15 protein-coding genes and 1 pseudogene are annotated in these 18,475 nt (G+C 75.6%); 8 read left to right on the forward strand and 8 right to left on the reverse strand.

What is annotated here, in order from left to right:
* Positions 1 to 9: 9 nt before the first annotated feature.
* Together AB0M03_RS17600 and AB0M03_RS17605 are read left to right on the forward strand one after the other, a co-directional pair.
* Positions 10 to 417 (forward strand): annotated as a pseudogene (locus AB0M03_RS17600) (RICIN domain-containing protein); the annotation flags it as partial.
* 247 nt (positions 418 to 664) lie between these two features.
* Complete coding sequence (locus tag AB0M03_RS17605; protein WP_363492431.1) at positions 665 to 3,388, forward strand: beta-L-arabinofuranosidase domain-containing protein; 2,724 nt, start codon at positions 665 to 667, stop codon at positions 3,386 to 3,388.
* A gap of 83 nt (positions 3,389 to 3,471) precedes the next feature.
* Here the strand turns inward: AB0M03_RS17605 and AB0M03_RS17610 are convergent, their stop codons facing one another.
* From AB0M03_RS17610 to AB0M03_RS17635, 6 genes are all read right to left on the reverse strand, one after another.
* Positions 3,472 to 3,594, reverse strand: a complete 123-nt coding sequence (locus AB0M03_RS17610; RefSeq protein ID WP_363492432.1) for a hypothetical protein — start codon at positions 3,592 to 3,594, stop codon at positions 3,472 to 3,474.
* A gap of 82 nt (positions 3,595 to 3,676) precedes the next feature.
* A complete protein-coding gene (locus AB0M03_RS17615; protein WP_363492433.1) occupies positions 3,677 to 3,877 on the reverse strand; it encodes a hypothetical protein in 201 nt (66 codons plus the stop codon).
* Positions 3,878 to 4,451: 574 nt separating this feature from the next.
* Positions 4,452 to 4,958, reverse strand: coding sequence for a S26 family signal peptidase (locus AB0M03_RS17620; protein ID WP_363492434.1), 507 nt, complete (start codon positions 4,956 to 4,958; stop codon positions 4,452 to 4,454).
* Complete coding sequence (locus AB0M03_RS17625; RefSeq protein ID WP_363492435.1) at positions 4,955 to 6,796, reverse strand: ABC transporter ATP-binding protein; 1,842 nt, start codon at positions 6,794 to 6,796, stop codon at positions 4,955 to 4,957. Before AB0M03_RS17625 ends, AB0M03_RS17620 begins: the two co-directional genes overlap by 4 nt.
* On the reverse strand, positions 6,793 to 7,326 hold the full coding sequence (locus AB0M03_RS17630; protein WP_363492436.1) for a hypothetical protein: 534 nt from the start codon (positions 7,324 to 7,326) through the stop codon (positions 6,793 to 6,795). Before AB0M03_RS17630 ends, AB0M03_RS17625 begins: the two co-directional genes overlap by 4 nt.
* Positions 7,327 to 7,336: 10 nt before the next feature.
* Positions 7,337 to 7,867, reverse strand: coding sequence for a MauE/DoxX family redox-associated membrane protein (locus AB0M03_RS17635; protein ID WP_363492437.1), 531 nt, complete (start codon positions 7,865 to 7,867; stop codon positions 7,337 to 7,339).
* Positions 7,868 to 8,020: 153 nt separating this feature from the next.
* Between AB0M03_RS17635 and AB0M03_RS17640 the strand changes: the two genes are divergently transcribed.
* From AB0M03_RS17640 to AB0M03_RS17660, 5 genes are all read left to right on the forward strand, one after another.
* On the forward strand, positions 8,021 to 8,218 hold the full coding sequence (locus AB0M03_RS17640; RefSeq protein WP_363492438.1) for a hypothetical protein: 198 nt from the start codon (positions 8,021 to 8,023) through the stop codon (positions 8,216 to 8,218).
* Positions 8,219 to 8,359: 141 nt separating this feature from the next.
* Positions 8,360 to 11,677, forward strand: a complete 3,318-nt coding sequence (locus AB0M03_RS17645; RefSeq protein ID WP_363492440.1) for an ABC transporter permease — start codon at positions 8,360 to 8,362, stop codon at positions 11,675 to 11,677.
* On the forward strand, positions 11,674 to 14,526 hold the full coding sequence (locus AB0M03_RS17650) for an FtsX-like permease family protein (RefSeq protein ID WP_363492441.1): 2,853 nt from the start codon (positions 11,674 to 11,676) through the stop codon (positions 14,524 to 14,526). The genes AB0M03_RS17645 and AB0M03_RS17650 overlap by 4 nt, the downstream gene beginning before the upstream one ends.
* Positions 14,527 to 14,600: 74 nt before the next feature.
* A complete protein-coding gene (locus AB0M03_RS17655) occupies positions 14,601 to 15,458 on the forward strand; it encodes an ABC transporter ATP-binding protein (RefSeq protein ID WP_363492513.1) in 858 nt (285 codons plus the stop codon).
* 8 nt (positions 15,459 to 15,466) lie between these two features.
* The gene (locus AB0M03_RS17660) at positions 15,467 to 16,141 is read left to right on the forward strand and encodes an ABC transporter ATP-binding protein (protein ID WP_363492514.1); all 675 of its coding nucleotides are present in this window, start codon (positions 15,467 to 15,469) and stop codon (positions 16,139 to 16,141) included.
* Between the two features lie 48 nt (positions 16,142 to 16,189).
* On the opposite strand, the gene AB0M03_RS17665 is transcribed toward AB0M03_RS17660, so the two are convergent.
* A complete protein-coding gene (locus tag AB0M03_RS17665) occupies positions 16,190 to 16,951 on the reverse strand; it encodes a BTAD domain-containing putative transcriptional regulator (RefSeq protein WP_363492442.1) in 762 nt (253 codons plus the stop codon).
* Between the two features lie 226 nt (positions 16,952 to 17,177).
* On the opposite strand from AB0M03_RS17665, the gene AB0M03_RS17670 reads away from it, so the two are divergent.
* Positions 17,178 to 17,636 carry a DUF3761 domain-containing protein gene (locus tag AB0M03_RS17670; protein WP_363492443.1) on the forward strand — a complete coding sequence of 153 codons (459 nt, stop codon included), beginning with the start codon at positions 17,178 to 17,180 and terminating at the stop codon, positions 17,634 to 17,636.
* A 22-nt stretch (positions 17,637 to 17,658) separates the two neighbouring features.
* Here the strand turns inward: AB0M03_RS17670 and AB0M03_RS17675 are convergent, their stop codons facing one another.
* Positions 17,659 to 18,468, reverse strand: coding sequence for a nucleotidyltransferase domain-containing protein (locus AB0M03_RS17675; RefSeq protein ID WP_363492444.1), 810 nt, complete (start codon positions 18,466 to 18,468; stop codon positions 17,659 to 17,661).
* Between the last annotated feature and the right edge of the window lie 7 nt (positions 18,469 to 18,475).

The raw sequence follows: 18,475 nt of genomic DNA on the forward strand, positions 1-18,475 counted from the left end.
CTGGACGCGGGGTCCTCCGGCGGTGGTACGACCGGCGCGCTGCGTGCGGTGGACGCGGGCAAGTGCCTGACCGATGCCAACACGGCGCTGGGCACGCAGCAGCAGATCTTCGCCTGCAACGGCGGTGCGAACCAGACCTGGACCCGCACCTCGTCGAACCAGCTGACCGCGACCGTGGGCGGCAGCACGCTGTGTCTGGACGCCAACGCGCACGGCACCACCAACGGCACCAAGGCGATCGTCTGGTCCTGCAACGGCCAGGCCAACCAGCAGTGGCAGGTCAACCCGAACGGCACCATCACCGGGGTGCAGTCGGGGCTCTGCCTGGACGTGACCGGCTTGGCCACCGCCGACGGTACGCCCGTCCAGCTGTGGACCTGCAGCGGCGGCAGGAACCAGCAATGGACGCTGGGCTGACACCGGCCACTTGTTAGCGCTAACAGAATATGGCGGCGAGCGGGGGCGCCCGTTCCGTCGCACCCCTGGACGCGACCGAGACGCCGGGGCTATAAACGTGACACTGTCGAACACGGCCGACGGCCTTCGACGCCACCCCCACCGCTCGCCGCCCACCCTTCCGGCACGCCGCTTTCCGCACAGCATTTTGTTAGCGCTAACAGTTCACCCGCCGCTCTCCTCCCCACCCGGAAGGAACAGATCCCGCGTGTCGTCCACCCCCCTGAACCGCCGCAGCCTGCTGAAGACCACCGGCGTGTTAGCCCTCGCACCGGCCGTCGGACTCGGCCTCGCACCGGCCGTCGGACTCGGCCTCGCACCGGCGGCCGCCGAGGCCGCCGGCTCCTCGACGCAGCCGTTCGACCTCGGCCAGGTCCGGCTCACCGCCGGCCGGTTGCGCGACAACCAGGACCGCACCCTGGCGTACCTGCGCTTCGTCGACGTCGACCGCCTGCTGTACAACTTCCGCGCGAACCACCGGCTGTCCACCAACGCCGCTGCCGCGAACGGCGGTTGGGACGGCCCGTCGTTCCCGTTCCGCACCCACGTGCAGGGGCACTTCCTCAGTGCCTGGGCCCAGGCCTACGCGGGAACGGGCGACACCGTCTGCCGCGACAAGGCCGCCTACATGGTGGCCGAGCTGGCCAAGTGCCAGGCCAACAACGCCGTCCCGGGGTTCTCCGCCGGCTACCTCTCAGGCTTCCCGGAGAACGACTTCGCCCAGCTCGAGGCCGGCTCGCTGAAGAACGGCAACGTCCCCTACTACTGCGTCCACAAGACCATGGCCGGACTGCTCGACGTCTGGCGCCTGATGGGCAGCGCCCAGGCCCGGGACGTCCTGCTGGCCATGGCCGGCTGGGTCGACCAGCGCACCGGACGGCTCACCCAGAGCCAGATGCAGGCGCTCCTGGGCACCGAGTTCGGCGGCATGAACGAGGTGCTGGCCGACCTCCACCTGCGGACCGGGGACGCCCGCTGGCTGACGGTCGCCCAACGCTTCGACCACGCCGCCGTGTTCGACCCGCTGGCCGCCGGCCAGGACCGGCTGAACGGCCTGCACGCCAACACCCAGGTGCCCAAGTGGATCGGCGCCGTCCGCGAGTACCGGGCCACCGGGACCGCGCGCTACCACGACATCGCCACCCAGGCCTGGACGATCTGCACCGGCAGGCACACCTACGCCATCGGCGGGAACAGCCAGGCCGAGCACTTCCGCGCTCCGGACGCGATCGCCTCGCAGCTGACCAACGACAACTGCGAACTCTGCAACTCGTACAACATGCTCAAACTCACCCGTGAGCTCTGGCAGCTGGACCCGCACCAGGCCGCGTACTTCGACTTCTACGAGCGCGCCCTGCTCAACCACGTCGTCGGCGCGCAGAACCCGGCCGACCCGCACGGGCACGTCACCTACTTCACCCCACTGAAGCCCGGCGGCCGCCGGGGCGTGGGCCCGGCCTGGGGCGGCGGCACCTGGAGCACCGACTACGACACCTTCTGGTGCTGCCAGGGCACCGGGATGGAGTCCAACACCAAACTGGCGGACTCCGTCTACTTCCGTGACGGCACCACCCTGATCGTCAACCTCTTCGTGCCCACGGTCCTCACCTGGGCCGAGCGCGGCCTGACGATCACCCAGACCACCGCGTACCCGACGGAGGACACCACCACGCTCAAGGTCACCGGCAGCGCCGGCGACACCTGGTCGATGCGCATCCGCATCCCGGCCTGGACGTCCGGTGCCACCGTGAGCGTCAACGGCACGGTGCAGAACATCGCCACCACGCCCGGCAGCTACGCCACCGTCACCCGCTCCTGGGCCTCCGGCGACACGGTGACCGTCAAGCTGCCGATGCGCATCGCGCTGCGGGCCGCCAACGACAACCCGGACGTCGCCGCGGTCACCTACGGCCCGGTCGTGCTGTGCGGCAACTACGGCTCCACCGCGCTCTCCGCGCTTCCGGTCCTCGACCCGGCGTCGATCACCCGGACCGGTAGCACGGGCCTGGCCTTCACCGCGACCGCGGGCGGCTCGTCCGTGGGCCTCGGCCCGTTCCACGACGCGCAGGGCTTCAACTACACCGTCTACTGGAACACCAGGAGCAGCGGATTCCGCCTGCTCAACGCGGGCAGCGGGCTGGTGCTCGGCGTGAAGGACATGTCCACCTCGGACGGTGCGCCCGCCCTCCAGTGGGGCGACAGCGGCACCGCCGACCACGACTGGGCGCCCGTGGTGGACGGCACCGCGCTGCGCCTGCGCAACGCCAACAGCGGCAAGGTCCTGGGCGTGCAGAACATGTCCACCGCCGACGGCGCCGCCGTGCTCCAGTGGTCGGACAACGGCACCGCCGACCACCGGTGGACCGTCGTCGAGGCGGCCGACGGCGCGCACGCCCTGCGGAACGCCAACAGCGGCAAGCTGCTCGGCATCGCCGGCGCCGCCACCGCCCAGGGCGCCTTCGCCGTGCAGGTCCCGGACAGCAGCTCGCCGACCAGCCGGTGGTGGTTCGTCCCGACCGGCACCCGGCGCATCCAGAACGTGGGCAGCGGGCTGCTGCTCGGCGTGCAGACCATGTCGACCGCCGACGGCGCCCTGGCGATCCAGTGGGGCGACAACGGCACCGCGGACCACCTGTGGACCGCGGTGGTCGACACCGGCGGCCACCTGCGGCTCAGGAACTCCAACAGCGGCAAGGTCCTCGCTGTGGAGGGCGGCGGCACGGCCAACGGCTCCCGGATCGTCCAGTGGGCCGACAACGGCGCCGCCGACCACCGCTGGCGCCTGCGGCACGGCGGCGGCGACACCTTCCGCATCCAGTCCGCCGTCAGCGGCCGTGTCCTCGGCGTCTCCGGCGCCTCCACCTCCCAGGGCGCCCAGGTCGTCCTGTGGGACGACAACGGCACGACCGACCACCTCTGGCGCTTCCTCTGACCCCGGCGGTACGAGCCAAAGGCGCCGGTGGCCGCCGCCGTGGCAGCGGCGGCGGCCACCGGCCGGCGGAACCCGGCTGCCGGTCAGCCGCGCGGGCGGGCGAACGGGGCGAAGGCCAACGGCGGGTTGGCGTTGCGCACCGGGGTCATGGCCTGCTCGGACCACCAGGCGCCTGCCGCCGGGTCGACGACGACGGCAACGTCCACGACCCCGAGCGGATCCGCTACGTCGAGGGCCACCTGGGCGCGATCGCCGACGCGATCGAGGCGGCGCCGACGTCCGCGGTTACTACCTGTGGTCGCTGATGGACAACTTGACCCGCCGGATCGTGGCGGTGCTCGGTGCGATGCGCATGCCGAGTGCGCCCGCGACCCGAGCACCGAGGCGGGCCAGAGTGTGCTGCGGAGTGTTCGCGGACCACTTGCCGATGGCCGTGTACGAGCGCCCGCCGGCGATCACCGCCGAGGCGGCGACCAGCAGCACCGCCACGAACGGGCGACTTGATCAGGCAGACGGTGGCGGACCGACGGCACATCGAAGCAGTGATGATGGTGCCGTGGTCCTCCGCCGGGTCTGACCCGCATCGAAGCTGACGCCCTTGGGCTGTCATTCCGGAGATCGCCGGCGGTTCGAGGCGACTTGGAAAGGTCACCCCGTTCAACCGGAGCTTCGTTGCGTTCGTGACGGGTCGGCCTGGACTCCTCACACAGCCGCAGCCTGCAGACTCACATGATCCCCGGGACTTTGAAACGCCCTGCCGGCAGGCGACGTCAGCATCCACCAGCTGCACTACAGCTGGGCCGGCCTTCGATCGTAGGATCCACGTCGGCCGGGCGGGATCGATCACCTGCACGACCACTGGTGCACGGTAGCCGGCCGCCGCCCGCTGACCGATGTGCCGGGCCGTATCGCCTGCCCGGTCCTTCCAGAGGGCACACTCGGGGGCACATTCGATCGGGTCACCCCGGGACCGTCCGGGTCAGAGGCCTGTCCGATTTTCTGCCACCTGGCCATATATGGGCCGACTTGCGCAGGTCGGCGCGGTCCGCGTCCAGTCCCGGTACTACTGGCGCACGCTGATCCGAGCCGCCCCCGCCGGTGGGGTCAGCGGGCGGGCGGCCGGGCCCGGGCGGTGGCGGCGCAGGGCGATGCCGAGGATGCGGTCGGCGGGGACGGGGCCGAGGGTCCGGGAGTCGATGCTGGCGGAGCGGTTGTCTCCGAGCACCACGACGGTGGCCGGCGGGACGACCGGGGTGGCGGCGAAGGCCGTCAGGGCGGCGGGCATCGGGTCGCCGGGCAGGGCCGCGACCCGCTTCACCATCCAGCGGCGCGGCCGGCCGGTGCCGGGTGGGGGCCAGTGTCCGGACGGGTCGGGGCGTTCCAGGATCACCAGCCCGCCGACCCGCAGCGCCCGGAGACCGGTCCGCCGGCCGATCAGCACGTCGCCGGCGCGCAGGGTGGGCTGCATGCTCACCCCCTCGACGGTGATCACCAGGCGGCGCCGTACGGCCGCCAGGCAGCCGGCGGCGAGGAGCAGCAGTGCCGCGAGGGCGAGGAGGGCGGCGGTCATCGTGCACTCCCTGCAGGGGCGGGGGCGGGGTCGGGTGCGGTGGCCTCGCTGTCGGTGTATCCCTCGGCCTGCTGGCGGAAGAGCGTGGCGTACCTGCCGTCGGCGGCGATCAGTTCGGCGTGGGTGCCGTGTTCGGCGACGGTGCCGTTGCGCAGGACGGCGATCAGGTCGGCCTCGCGGGCGGTGCCGAGGCGGTGCGAGATCAGCAGGCCGGTGCGGCCGTGCCGGTGGCGGCGCAGCAGTTGCTGGACCTCGTGCTCGGCGGCGGGGTCGAGGCCGGCGGTGGGCTCGTCGAGGATCAGCAGGTCGGGCTGCCGGCGCATCATGGCGCGGGCGAGGGCGACCCGCTGCCACTGTCCGCCGGACAGTTCGACGCCTTCCTCGGGGTTGTCCGGGTCCTGGAGGAAGGAGCGGCTGAGCATGGTGTCGTAGCCGTGCGGGAGGGCCTGCAGGAGGCGGTCGGCGCCGGCCTCGGCGGCCGCCTGCCGGACGGGGCCGGGGCCGGTGGCGCTGATGTCGCCGAGGGCGATGTTCTCGGCGGCAGTGAGGTCGTAGCGCATGAAGTCCTGGAACACGGCGCTGATCCGGGCGCGCAGTTCGTCCGGGTCGAAGTGGCGGATGTCGGTGCCGTCCCAGAGCACGGTGCCGCGGGTGGGGTCGTAGAACCGCAGGAGGAGTTTGACCAGGGTGCTCTTGCCGGCGCCGTTGTCGCCGACGAGGGCGAGCGAGCGGCCGGCCGGGATGGTCAGGTCGACCCCGCGCAGCACCCAGTCGTGCTGGTCGGAGTAGCGGAACCAGACGTCGCGCAGTTCGATGCCGTGCTGCAGCGGCGGGGCCTGGCGGGCGGGTTCGAGGGTGGGCAGGTCGACGGGGTCGGCGAGGACGTCCAAGTACCGTCCGAAGAGCGCGAGTTTCTGCTGGGCGAGGGCGGCCAGGGCGGCGGCGGTGCCGATGCCGCCCTGGACGGCGGCGACCGCCGCGACGAACACCGAGACGTCGCCGACGGAGAGTTCGCCGCGGGCCGCGGCGCGGACGGCCCAGACCAGTCCGGCGGCGGCCACCGCGGCGGACACCAGTGCGGGCGCGCCCTGCAGGAGGGCGGCGCGCTGTTCCATGCGGCGGTTGGCGGTGTCGACCACGGCGCGGTCGGCGCGCATCCTGGTGCGGAAGTGGGTGCCGAGGCCGAACAGCCGCAGTTCCTTGGCGGCCTGCACGTCGCCGAGCAGCTGCCCGTAGAACATCTCCCGCCGCTCGTACGGGGTGATGCGCAGGGCGGTGCCGACCCAGGCGCGGGAGAGCCGGAACTCGGTGGCGAGCGCGGGTGCGGAGGCGAGCAGGACGAGCAGGGCGAGCGGCGGGGAGATCGCGGCGAGGGAGGCGATGAACCCGGCGGTGGTGAGGGCCGTCCGGAGCACGCCGACCGCGCCCATCACGATCTGCGGCGGTGCCTCCTGGCCGCACTGCTGGGCGAGGCGGAGCCGGTCGAGCAGCGCCGGGTCCTCGAAACGGCCGAGCCCCACCGAGGAGTTGACGGCCGCGTAGAGGCGGTCCTGGGCCTCGACGGCGATCCGCCGGGAGAGTTCGCCGCGCATCAGCTGTTCGACGTGCGGCAGGACGGCGGCGGCGGTGCCGGCGACGGTGAGGCCGGCGACCGGCAGCAGGAGACTGGTGGGATGTGGGGCGGCGAGGCCGTCCAGCACGGTCTTCATCAGCCAGGCGACCGCGACGGGCAGGGCGGCGACTGCCGCGGCGGTCAGCAGGCAGCCGAGCAGCGCCGCGGGTGCGGTCCGTACGGCGAGACGGAGGACGGCGCCGAGTGCGGCGAGGTGCCGCCTCACGCCGGCACCGGCCGGGCCATCTCCCGCAGGTCGCGGTGGAGCACGTGGAGCGTCCCGTCGGTGTCGAGCCGGGCGACGACCGGGAAGCCGCTGACGCCGAGGGCGGCCACCACCTGCTGGGCGTGGTCACCGGTGACGACGGTGGCGACCCCGGCGAGGGCGTCGATGTACTCCTGCTGACCGGCACCCGGGGTGACCACGGCCAGCACGTCGCCGGTCGGCGGTCCGGCCTCGGCGAGCCGGCCGGTGAACTCGGGCAGCAGCTCGGCACAGGGCGGGCAGCCGGGCGCGAAGAAGCCGACCAGGGCAGGCGTGGCGAGGGTGTCCCGGGAGACGGTCGAGCCGTCGACGGCGGTGACCGAGAAGGGGCCGGCGACCGCGCCGATGCTGGCCGCGTCCGAGAGCCCGTCGTGGGCGGGCGGCTGCGATGCGCCCTGGGCGTTGAGCCGCCGGACGATCCCGAAGGAGAGCACGAGGTTGAACAGGCCGAGTGCGCCAAGCAGGACGACGGCCGAGATCAGCACGGGCATGGCGGAGCTCCTAGCGGGAGGGGGCGAAGAGGGCGGCGAGGTCGTCGAGCGTGGCGGCCGCGGTGGCGGCCAGGGCGCCGGCGCCGACCGCGAGGAGCAGGGCCGCGGCCTGTGCGCCACCGTCCGGGGGTGGCCGGTGGGCGGCGGCCAGGGCGGTCAGCGCGGCGGCCGCCAGCAGGGTGTTGCGCACCAGGTGGCGGATGCCGAGCGGTGCGGCGGCGGCCCCGAAGCAGGGGCAGGGGACGACGGCGCCCCGGCGCAGGGTGACCGCGATCGACGCGGTGAAGCCGGCGAGCAGCGCGGTGGCCAGCAGCAGTCCGGCCGTCACGGTCGCGGGCACGGCCAGCAGCACGGGCAGTGCGGCCTCCGCCGCGACGACGAGCCGGGCGGTGCGGCGGAGGTGTCCGGACGGCACCAGCCGCATGGCGCGCAGCGCGGCCTCGAACGCGGAGAAGGCGCTGCGGCTGCGCGCCTTGGAGACGGCTGAGGCCGCGAACACCAGGGCGAGCAGGACGCGGCAGGCGACCGCTGCGTAGTACATCGGAAGTCCTCTCCACGGGCGGCGAAGTCGCAGCGTAGGAAAGGGAGATACACGGTGCGTACTGTGCGGGCGGGAGGTGCGCTGTATGCGGGGCGGTTAGCGTCCACGGCTGTCCGGCTGCACTCGGCAGTCGGTGGGAGTGAGGAGTACGTGATGAGCAAGCTCCAGCAGTTCGCGGATGCCGTGGCCGCCCGTTTCGCGCCGAAGATCGCGGCGGACGCCACCTGGTGGTACCAGACCCGCTGCGTCAGCTCGTCCGGCTGCGGTGTCCGCAACCTGCGCCTCCAGCAGAACAAGTGCTGGGACAACAGCTTCTGCACCGGCTGGGAGAACACCGGCAGCTGCTGCTGAGACCAACCGGCACATGGGGCGCGGCGCCCGGGTGCGCGGACGGTGGTGGCCTGCGGGCCGCCGCCGTCCGCGCGGGCGCTTCGCCCGGCAGGTCGTTTTCACGTTGGCATCGGCAGGCGCAGTGGCGCGAGGAGGACGTCCGTGCAGGACCGATCGGGGCTGCGGGCCCACCGTGCGGTGGCCCGCGGGATCGGCCACCATGCGCTGCCGCTGGTCTCGGCGGCGCTCGCGGTGCTGGTGGCCGCGGCGGCGGTGACGGTGATGGCCGCGCTGTCCGGCCGTGCCGTGACCGACGGTGTGCGGCGCCAGTTGGCGGGCGACCGGCGGCTGTCGGTGGCCGTGCAGAGCGAGCTGGGTACGGCCGGCGCGCAGGCGGCGGCCGACCGCTCGGTGCGGGCGGCGTTCCGGCGGGTGCTGGCGGGTGTCCCGTACCGGGTGGAGACCGCCGCGCGGACGGGCGCGCCGCTGACCACGGCCCGGCCTGCCGGGCAGCCGGCCCTGCCCGCCGGTTCGGTGCTGCTGCCGGTGGGTGTCGCGGACCCGGGCCGCCATGCGCAGCTGACCGCGGGTGCCTGGCCGGCCGGCGGGAGCGGCGGGGAGGTGGCGGCGGCGCTGCCGGACGAGCTGGCGCAGCGGTTGGGCGTCCGTCCGGGCGATGCGCTGGTGCTGACCAGCTCCCGGAACCACACCGTGACGCTGCGGATCACCGGCCGGTACCGGATGCTGCCGCAGGGCGGCGCGTTCTGGCAGGGCCTGGCCGAGCCGGGCCGGGACGTGGAGCGGGTCGCCGCCCTGGTCCCCCCGGCGGCGTTCGGCTCGGAGCCGGCGCTGGCGGACGGTGCTCTCGCCGAGTGGGTGGCGGTGCCCGATGCCTCCGGGCTGCGGGTGTCCGGGCTGGCGGGGCTGCGGGCCCGGTCGGCCGCTTTCGGCACGGGCGACCCGGTGCGGTCCGTGTACCGGGACGCCCCGCCGCCGGTCGGCGGGACGACCGTCCGCACGGCGCTGCCGGAGTTGCTGGCGGACACCGCGCTGCCGATGCTCGCGGCCCGTTCCTCGCTGTACGTTCCGGTCACCCTGCTGACCGTGCTCGCCGCCCTGACCCTCGCCCTGACGGCTCGTCAGCTGAGTGACAGCAGGGCGTCCGAGACGGTGCTCCGGCTGGCCCGGGGCGCGGGCGGCGGGCGGCTGCTGCTCACGGCGGCGGCCGAGTGGTCGGCGGTCGCGCTGCCGGCCGCGTTCGCCGGGGCCGTGCTGGTGGCGCCGCTGGTGATGGCCGGCGCGGGCGTCTCCGCCGGTTCGGTGGCCGCGGTCGGCGTGATGCTGCTGGTGCACGGCGCCGCCGTGCTGCTGCCGGTGGCCCGGCTCGCCCTGTCCGGTGCGCAAGGCGGTGCGGTGCGCCGCCGTTCGGCCCGCCGGACGGCCGCCCAGCAGGCCGGGGTGGACCTGGCGCTGCTGCTGGCGGCCGTGCTCGGCTACCTCCAACTGCGGCACTACGGCGGGCCGGTGGCCGATCCGGACCGGGTCGGGTTCGGTACCTGGGCCGACCCGGTGCTGGTCCTCACCCCGGCCGCCGTGCTCGCCGCCGGCGCCCTGCTGCTGCTCCGACTGCTGCCGCCGCTGATGCGGCTGGCCGAGCGGCTGGCGGCCCGCAGCACCGGTCTGGTGCTGCCGCTCGGCAGCTGGCGGATCAGCCGCCGGCCGGGCGGCCCGGCGGCCTCGATGCTGCTCTCGGTGCTGGCGCTGGCCGTCTGTTCGTTCTCCGCCACGGCCCTCGCCTCGCTGGGGCCGAGCTACCGCGACCGGGCCGCCGTGGTCGTCGGCGCCGACCTCGCCGTCGGCGGCGGGGACCTCCCGTCGGACCGGCGCTTCGCCGCCCTGGCGGCGCTGCCCGGCGTCCGCGCGGTGACGCCGGTGGTCGAGGCCCGCACCGACATCGGCAACCTGCCGGTGCAGACGGTGGCGGTCAACACCGGCACCGCGCAGCAGACCCTCTCGCCGGCGGGCGCGGCGCTGCCCGCCCTGCGGGCGGACCTCGCCGACCGGCCGCTCGCCGCACTGCTGCCGCTGCTGCGGGGCGGCACGCCCGAGTACGGCCTGCCCGTTCCCGAGGGGACGACCGGGCTGGAGCTGTCGGTGAGCCTGGCCGCGGACGGTCCGCTGCCCGCCGACGCGGTGCGGCTCGCCCTGCTGGTCGAGGACGCGGACGGGCTCGCCCGCACGCTCACCGCCGTGCTGCCCGCCGACGGCACCCGGCGGACCCTGCAGCTCGGCCTCTCCGCCGCGGTCACCGCGGACCGGCCGGTGCGGGTCGCCCGCATCGCCGTGCAGCCCGCGGTGGAACTGCCCGGGCGGCGCAGCCTCACGCTGGACGTGGCACGGCTCACCGCCGTCGGTGCAGCCGCCCGGCACGACCTCGCGGTGCCCGCCGGCAGCAGTTGGACGGCCACCGCTCCCGGCGCGGGCCGCCCGGAGAACATCGGCTGCCCCGGGCACCCCGCGAGCAACACCGCGGCCCGCATCCCCGACACCAGTGACGACCTGGCCGGCCCGTGCACCGTCGCGGAGCGGCCCGGCGCGCTGCTGCAGGCCGTGCTGCGCACCCAGCAGCCGAACGGGATGAGCGACGGCCGTGCCCCCGAGGTGGCGTACACGGTCACCGCCGGCCCCGACGCACCGCCGCTGCCGGTGCTGGCGAACGACGCGCTGCTCGCCACCGGGCTGCGGGAGGGCTCCGCGCTGCTGCTCGCCTCCGGCACCGACCCGGTGGTGCGTGCCGTGGTCGTCGGACGGATCGCGGCCGTCCCCGGCCTTCCGCGGGAGCGGCCGGCGGTGCTGGCCGACTCCCGGGCGTTCGCCGCCCAGCGGATGCTCGGCGGGGCGCAGCCCGCGCCGGAGGCCCGCTGGTGGCTAGCGGCCGGGCCGGACGGCGGGCAGGCAGCGCAGGCGGCGCTGCGCGGGCGGCCGGACCTGGGCACCGTCCGGAGTCTGCGGGACGAGGCCGGGGCGCTGGCCGCCGATCCCTACCAGGCCGGGCTGCGCCGTGCGCTGTGGCTGTGCCTGCTGCTGGCGCCGGTGTTCGCGCTCGCCGGTGCGACCGTGCAGGGGGCGGCCGAAGCCCGTTCGCGCAGCCTGGAGTTCGCGGTGCTGCGGGCGATCGGTGTCGCGCCGGGGCGGCTGGCCGCGGTGCTGCGCCTGGAGACGCTCGCCCTGACGGGTCTGTCGGTGCTGCTCGGCTCGGTGCTGGGTGTGGCGGCGGCGGCCGTGCTGCTGCCGCTGGTCGTGGTGGACGGCGCCGCCGGGGCGGTGTTCCCGGCGCTGCGGACGAGCCCGGGATGGGCGGCGACCGCGGCCGCCGCACTGGCCACGGGCGTGCTGGTGGGTGTCGGCTCGTCGGTGCTGGCACTGCGGTTCGCCCGCGTCGACCTGGCGCGGGCGCTGAGGGCAGGGGAGGACGGATGATCGCCGGTCGGTGGCCGCGGGCCGTATCGCGCCGACTGCCGCTGTACGCGCTGCAGTTCGTGCTGGTGGCGGTGCTGGCGGCGTTCGCGGCGGCCTGGGAGCCGTCGTACGACCGCCTGGCGACGCGGGCGCTCGCCCAGGAGGTGGAGCAGGCCGGGTCGGACGGGCCGCTGGTCGCGGTCAGGTCCGGGCTGCGGCCGCCGGCGGCCGACGACGGGTCGTCGGTGGCGCCGAAGTTCGGCAGCCTGGAGCAGGACCTCGGCCGGCTGGCCGAGGGGATGGCGCGCGGGGCGGGCCCGCGGCTCGTGGCGGTGCTCGGCGCGCCGGTCGCGCGGATCGAGACCGGGCCCGTTCCCGTCGGCGGTCCCGCCGTCCGGCAGCCGTCCGGCACCGTGCCGACCGGCCAGCTCGTCTACGCGCAGGACGCCGGCCGGGAGGTGCGCTGGACGGCCGGGCGGGCACCGGGCACCCCGGCGGGCGATCCGGCGCCGAGCCCCGTCGAGGTCGCCCTGTCCGGGCCCAACGCGGACGCCCTCGGGCTGGCCCCCGGCCGGCGCGTCACGCTCCGCGGGCCCGGGCTGGACACCGAGGCGGTGGTCGTGGGCGTCTTCGAGCCGGTCGCGGAGACCGCCGACCTGTGGCAGCAGTTCCCCTCGCTGGCCCGGCCGTTGGTGAGCGACACCACCCAGGGGCGGCGCACCGCCGTCGAGTTCCTGGTCGGCGCGGCCGGCATCGAGGCGATCGAGGCTCGCGGCACGGCCGGCCCGTCGGGGCTGGCCCTGACCCTCGGCTACCGCGTCCGGGTGGACGGCGACGGCGATGCGGGAGCGGCCGGCCGGGCGGGCGAACTCGGGCGCGAGGCGACCGCGTTCGTCCAGGGTGCGGCCGTCGGCGTGTGCGGCGACCGGACGCTGGCCACCCTGCCGTGCAAGCTCGACCTGCGCCGGGTGTCGCCGCCGCAGGTGACCGAGCGGCTGTCCGCCGTGGTGTCGGCCTTCGAACGGCGCAGCGCGCGGACGCAGGCCCTGCGTTCGTTCGCCCTGGCGGGGCTGATGACCGTCGCGGTGATCGGCGCCCTCGCGGGCGCCCGGCTCGCCGTGCGCCGCGAGGCGGACGAGCTCGAACTGCGGCGCGCCCGCGGGGCGGGCCTGGCCGGGCTGGCCGGCCGGCGGCTGCTGGCCTGCGCCCCGGCGGTGCTCGCCGGGGCCGTCGCCGGCTGGTGCACGGCTGCCGCGGCGGTCGGCGGGGCCGGCCCGACCGGGGCGCCGGGCCGGGCCGTCCTGGCGGCGGCCGGGGCGGCGGTGCTGCTGGTGTGGTGTGCGCCGCCGGGCACGGTCTGGGCCCGGTACCGCGAGCCGAGGCGGGGTGCGTCCGGCCGCGGGCCGCGCACGCCGTCGGCGCGGCGCCTGGTCCGGGACGCGACGGTCCTGCTGGTGGCCGCGGCCGGGGTGCTGTCGCTGCGGCTGCGCGGGAACTCCGTCGATGCCTCCGACCCCCAGCTGTTCCTGCTCCCGGGCATGCTGGGGGCGGCCGCGGTGACGGTGCTGCTGTGGGTGTACCCGGTGCCGGTGCGGCTGCTCGGCCGGTGGGCGCGGCGGCGGACCGGGGCGGTACCGCTGGTGGCGTTCGCCCGGGCCGGGCGGGAGGCGCCCGCGGCCGGGGCGGCGGTGCTGGTCCTGGTGCTGGCGCTGTCCGGGGCCGTGCTGGGCGGGCTGGTCTCCGACTCGGTACGAAGCGGCCGGGAGCGGGCCGCGGCCTGGCGCACCGGCGCGGACGCGGTGGTGCTCGGGCCCGCCGGCCTGGACTCCGCGGCGAAGGACCTGGCGCAGCTGCCGGGGGTCGCGGGCACGGTCGCGGTGACCGGGGCGGCCCGGGACCTGCTGGCCTCCGACGGCGAACTGCTGCACTCCGCGGCGGTCGTCCGGGTCGACCCGGCGGGGCTGCTCGCCGCCGTGCCGGGTTCGCGGCTCGGCCGTGCGATGCGGTCGGCGGGGCTCGGGTCCTCCGGGGACGCGGATGCCGTGCCGACCGTCGGGGTGCTGGCGGACCGCGAAGTCCCGGACGGCGAACTGGAGGTCGTCGAGGCGGGCCGCACCGTGCTCCGGCTGCGGATCGCGGGCATCCTGCCGCCCGCCGCCCGGCAGGACCCGGTGCTCGGGCCGGTGCTGGGCGAACTCCCCTCCGGCGGGCCGCTGCTGGTGGCCGCCGCAGGCCCGCGGCCGGACGGCCCCACTGTGCGCACCGCAGTCCTGCTCCGCACCGGCCGGGCCGCGGCGCTGCCGGACGCCGAGCGGCTCCGCCGGACCGCGGGCGACGCGTACCGGGCCTCGGCGGCCGCGGGTGCGCCCGGCGAGGTGCTGCGCCTGCAGGTCCGCAGCCGGGCGGCGGAGTCGGTGCGGCTGGGCGGCGACGGCCTGGTGCGCGCCCTGGACGGCGCCTCGCTGGTCTGCGGCGTCGCCGCCCTGCTCGTCGCGCTGCTGGTGGTGGCCGTGGACCTGCTGATGAGCGCGCGGGAACGGGCCCGGACGGTGGCCTGCCTGCGTACCCTCGGCATGGGCAGCCGGGCCGCGGCCGGGCTCCAACTGCTGGAGCTGCTGCCGCTGGTGGTCGCGGCCGGCGTCGGCGGGACGGCGCTCGGGCTGCTGCTTCCGGCGGCGCTGGGCCCCGCCCTGGACCTGGCGGACCTGACCGGCGCGCCCGGCGGGTCCGGGCCGTCCGTCGACTGGGCGCTCACCGCCGCGCTCGGATCGGGGCTCGTTGTGATGGTGCTGGCGGTCGCGGTGCTGGAGACCGTGGTCGGCCGGCGGCGCCGGCCGGCGGCCGTGTTGAGACTGGGGGAGGCCCGGTGAGTGCGATGTCGGAGGCACCTTCGCTGGAGCGGCTGCGCGCGGCGGCCGCCCGGCGCCCCGAACGGGAGGAGGGGATGGTGGTGTGCGAGAACCTGGTGCGGATCTTCCGCAGCGAGGGCGTCGAGGTGCAGGCGCTCCAGGGCCTCGATCTCACCGTGGCGGACGGCGAGTTGCTGGCGCTGGTCGGCGCCTCCGGCTCCGGCAAGTCGACGCTGCTGTCCATCCTCGCCGGGCTGGACGTGCCGACCGCGGGCAGCGCCTCCGTGGCGGGCCGGGACCTGCTGTCGATGCGGCGGCGCGAACGCCTCGAGTACCGGCGCCGCACCGTCGGGTTCGTCTGGCAGCAGACCGCGCGCAACCTCCTGCCCTATCTGACGGCGGTCGAGAACGTCGTGCTGCCGATGCGCTACGCGGGCCTGCCGCGTGCGCAACGGCAGGCCCGTGCCGAGGAGTTGCTCGGTCTGCTGGGGCTCGGCGGCAAGCTCGGCCGGCGGCCCGGGGAGCTCTCCGGCGGCGAGCAGCAGCGGGTGGCGATCGCGGTCGCCAACGCCAATGCGCCGTCGCTGTTGCTGGCGGACGAGCCGACCGGCGAGCTGGACAGCGCCACCGGCGAGGAGGTTTTCGCCGCCCTGCGGTCCGCCAACGAGGAGTTGGGGGTCACCGTGGTGATCGTCACCCACGACGCGATGGTGGCGGAGCAGGTGTCCCGTACGGTGCGCATCCGCAACGGCCGCACCTCCACCGAGGTGCTGCGCCGGCAGGAGGGCCGCCCGGGTGTGGAGTACGCCGTGCTCGACCGGGCCGGGCGGCTCCAGCTGCCCGCGGAGTTCACCCGGGCGCTGCGGCTCTCCCGCCGGGTGCGTCTGGAGTTGGAGGAGGACCACATCGGCGTCTGGCCGGTGGCGGACGGACCGGAGGAGGAGTCGCGGTGACGGATGTGATGGTCTCGGCCGAGGACGTCCGGCGGAGCTTCGGCAGCGGCCCGCAGGCCGTGCACGCGCTGCGCGGGGTCTCCTTCGAGGTCCGCCGCGGCGAACTCACGGCGCTCAAGGGCAGATCCGGGTCGGGCAAGACCACCCTGTTGAACCTGCTCGGCGGGCTGGACGCGCCCACCGCCGGCCGGATCACCCTGGACGGCACCGACCTGGCCGGGCTGGACGAGGAGGGCCGGCTGGCGCTGCGCCGCGACCGGATCGGGTTCGTCTTCCAGTCCTTCGGCCTGATCCCGGTGCTGACCGCGGCCGAGAACGTCGGTGTGCCGATGCGGTTGCGCCGGATGCCGGCGAAGGAGCGGGACGAGCGGGTCCGCCTGCTGCTGGCACTGGTCGGGCTGGCGGACCACGCGGACCAGCGGCCGGCCGAGCTCTCCGGCGGACAGCAGCAACGCGTCGCGATCGCACGGGCGTTGGCGAACGAGCCGGCCCTGGTGATCGCGGACGAGCCGACCGGCCGGCTGGATTCGGAGACCGGCCGCTCCATCATGGAGCTGCTGCGCGCGGTGGTCCGCAGCGAGGGCGTCACCGTCCTGGTCGCCACCCATGACCCGGCGCTGATGGGACTCGCCGACCGGGTGGTGGAACTCGCCGACGGCCGTGTGGTGGAGCACTGCCTTTGATGGTCGGGGCAACCGCTCAGGGGCGCGCCCCCCGTCCGGGGCGTGCGGTCAGCCCACCGGGACGGGGACGCTGGTGACCAGCCGGTGGTAGAGCGCGTCGAGCCGTACGCCGGGGCCGGTGCCCAGCTCGCGGCGGTGGACGGCCTCGGCGGCCCGGTACGCCGCGGTGAGGCCGTCGAACTCGCCGAGCCGATGGTGGGCCCGCATCCGCAGCTCCCACGCCCGGCTGCGCAGCGGGGCGGCGGCGAGCAGGCCGGCGAGGTCGCGGAGGGCGGAGCGCGGTTCCGCGAGCTGCAGTTGGGCGTCGGCGAAGTCCTCGACGGCGCGCATCCGCTCCTCGTCGAGGTGGCCGAGCCAGGCTTCGAGGGGCCCGTTGCGCGGGACGCCGACGGCGGCCTCGTCGCCCTGCCACAGGGCGAGGGCGGCGGCGAGGCAGGCGGCGGCGCGGTCCGGGTCCCCGGCTTCCAGGGCGGCCCGCCCGGCACCGGCCCGGTCGAGGAAGCGCAGGTGGTCGCACCGGTCGGCGTCCGCGTGGAGCTCGTACCCGCCCTCGGTGCCGAGCAGCGGGGTCTGCGGGTCGAGCGACTGCCTCAGCCGGCTGGCGTGGGTGCGGATGTTGGCGACGGCGGAGCGGGGCGGTTCCTGGTCCCAGAGGGCTTCGGCCAGCCGGTCGAGGGTGACGGTGGTGCCGGCCCGCAGCAGCAGGGTCACCAGCAGGGCGCGTGCCTTGGCCCCCTTGACGTCGAGGTGCGCACCCGGCCCGTGGTCGGGCTGCAGGCGGACTCTGCCGAGAATCTGGAACGTCGTCACCGGCTCGTCGTGCTCACTTCCTGGCGTGGGTCCGCCCCCCGCTGGCCGGCCCCGGCGGGGTAGAGCCTGCCTGCGAACGGATTCCATTTCAAGAGTGTTGCAGCAAGTTTCGGCAAGATGTTGCATTGTGGACGCGCTCATGGGGCATACACCCCCATAGCCATTCCGGTCGGAACATCGGAAAATCCGTCCGCCGTGGGAGCGGTCCGGCGTAGCTTGGCCGGCCGTGACACTCTCCTTCGGCGGCCGAAGACTGCTGCCCGCAGCCGGCCTCCTCGCCCTCGCCCTGTTCAGCGCCGCATGCGACCCGGCGGCCACCGCCGCTCCCCCGCCGGCCCGGGCGGCCTCCACCGCGGCCGCCACCTCCCCGACACCCACGGCCACCGCCTCCGCGGAGCCGGCACCCACGCCGTCGGCCGTACAGAGCAGCACCGAAGCCCCCTCCCCCGCGCCGGCCCGCACCACGGCCGCTCCCGCCAGGACCACGAGTCGGCCCGCGGCCGCACCCACCACCGCGGCCGGCCACTGCGCCCGCCACACGACCGGGGCCTGCGGCTGGGACGCCGGGCTGAGGCCGATCTCCTCCTCGCAGATGGCCGAGTGCAAGGACGGCACGCCCTCCTACTCGGCGAACTTCTCCGGGACCTGCTCGGGCCACGGCGGCGTCCGCTACTGGTTCAAATAGTCGGCGTCCGCGCGGCAGGGAGTCAGCCGGTCCCGAGCGCTTCGCCGGTCAGCTCCGCCGCCAGGGCCAGGGCGGCCCGGGCGTCCGTACGGAACAGGCCGTGCGCCCGTTCTGCGAAGCGCTCGGGCGCCCCGGGCAGCCGCCCGGCCGCGTCGACCGCGCCCTTCTCGTTGATCAGCCAGCACCCGGCCCGGCCGTGCAGCGCCTGGGCGAGCAGCCCGACCACCCGGAACAGGCAGCCGTGCACGTAGGTGGTGTCGTGCGGAGCCTTCGCCGCGTTGGCGAGGGTGAACGGCGCTTCCCAGCGGGCGGCCGCCACCAGCGCCTCGCCGAGCGCCGGCGGGTAGGCGGCGGTCTCGGCCCGGAGCCGGGACAGTTCGCCGGTGGGGTCGGCCAGCACCCGTCCGAGCGCCAGCTCACCGGGGTAGGCGTGGGAGGCGAAGCCCAGCGGGTGCCCCGCCTGGATGCCGGTCTCGTACCGCCCGGCCCGCGCCTCGTCCCAGCAACGGCGCACCCGGTCGACGTCCCGGTAGATCCAGTCGACCCGGGCGCCGCCGACGGTCAGCCAGGCCCCGCCGTCCACCCACGGCCCCCAGCCGCCGGGCTCGGTGACCTCGACCGGTCGGTCGGCCACTTCGGCCGCCAGGGTGCGCAGTGCACCGGTGTCCAGCGGGCCGCGGTAGTAGAGGCCCAGGTCGTGGTCGGAGTCCGGCCGGTGGGTGCCGCGGGCGCGGCTGCCGCCGAGGCAGACGCCCACGACACCGTCCACGGCGGCGAGTTCGGCAGCCAGGCCGGTGACGGCTGCGGTCGACAGGTCGGTGATCCGGTCCATCCGCCGA

The organism is Kitasatospora sp. NPDC051914, from assembly GCF_040680995.1.
Lineage (GTDB): Bacteria > Actinomycetota > Actinomycetes > Streptomycetales > Streptomycetaceae > Kitasatospora.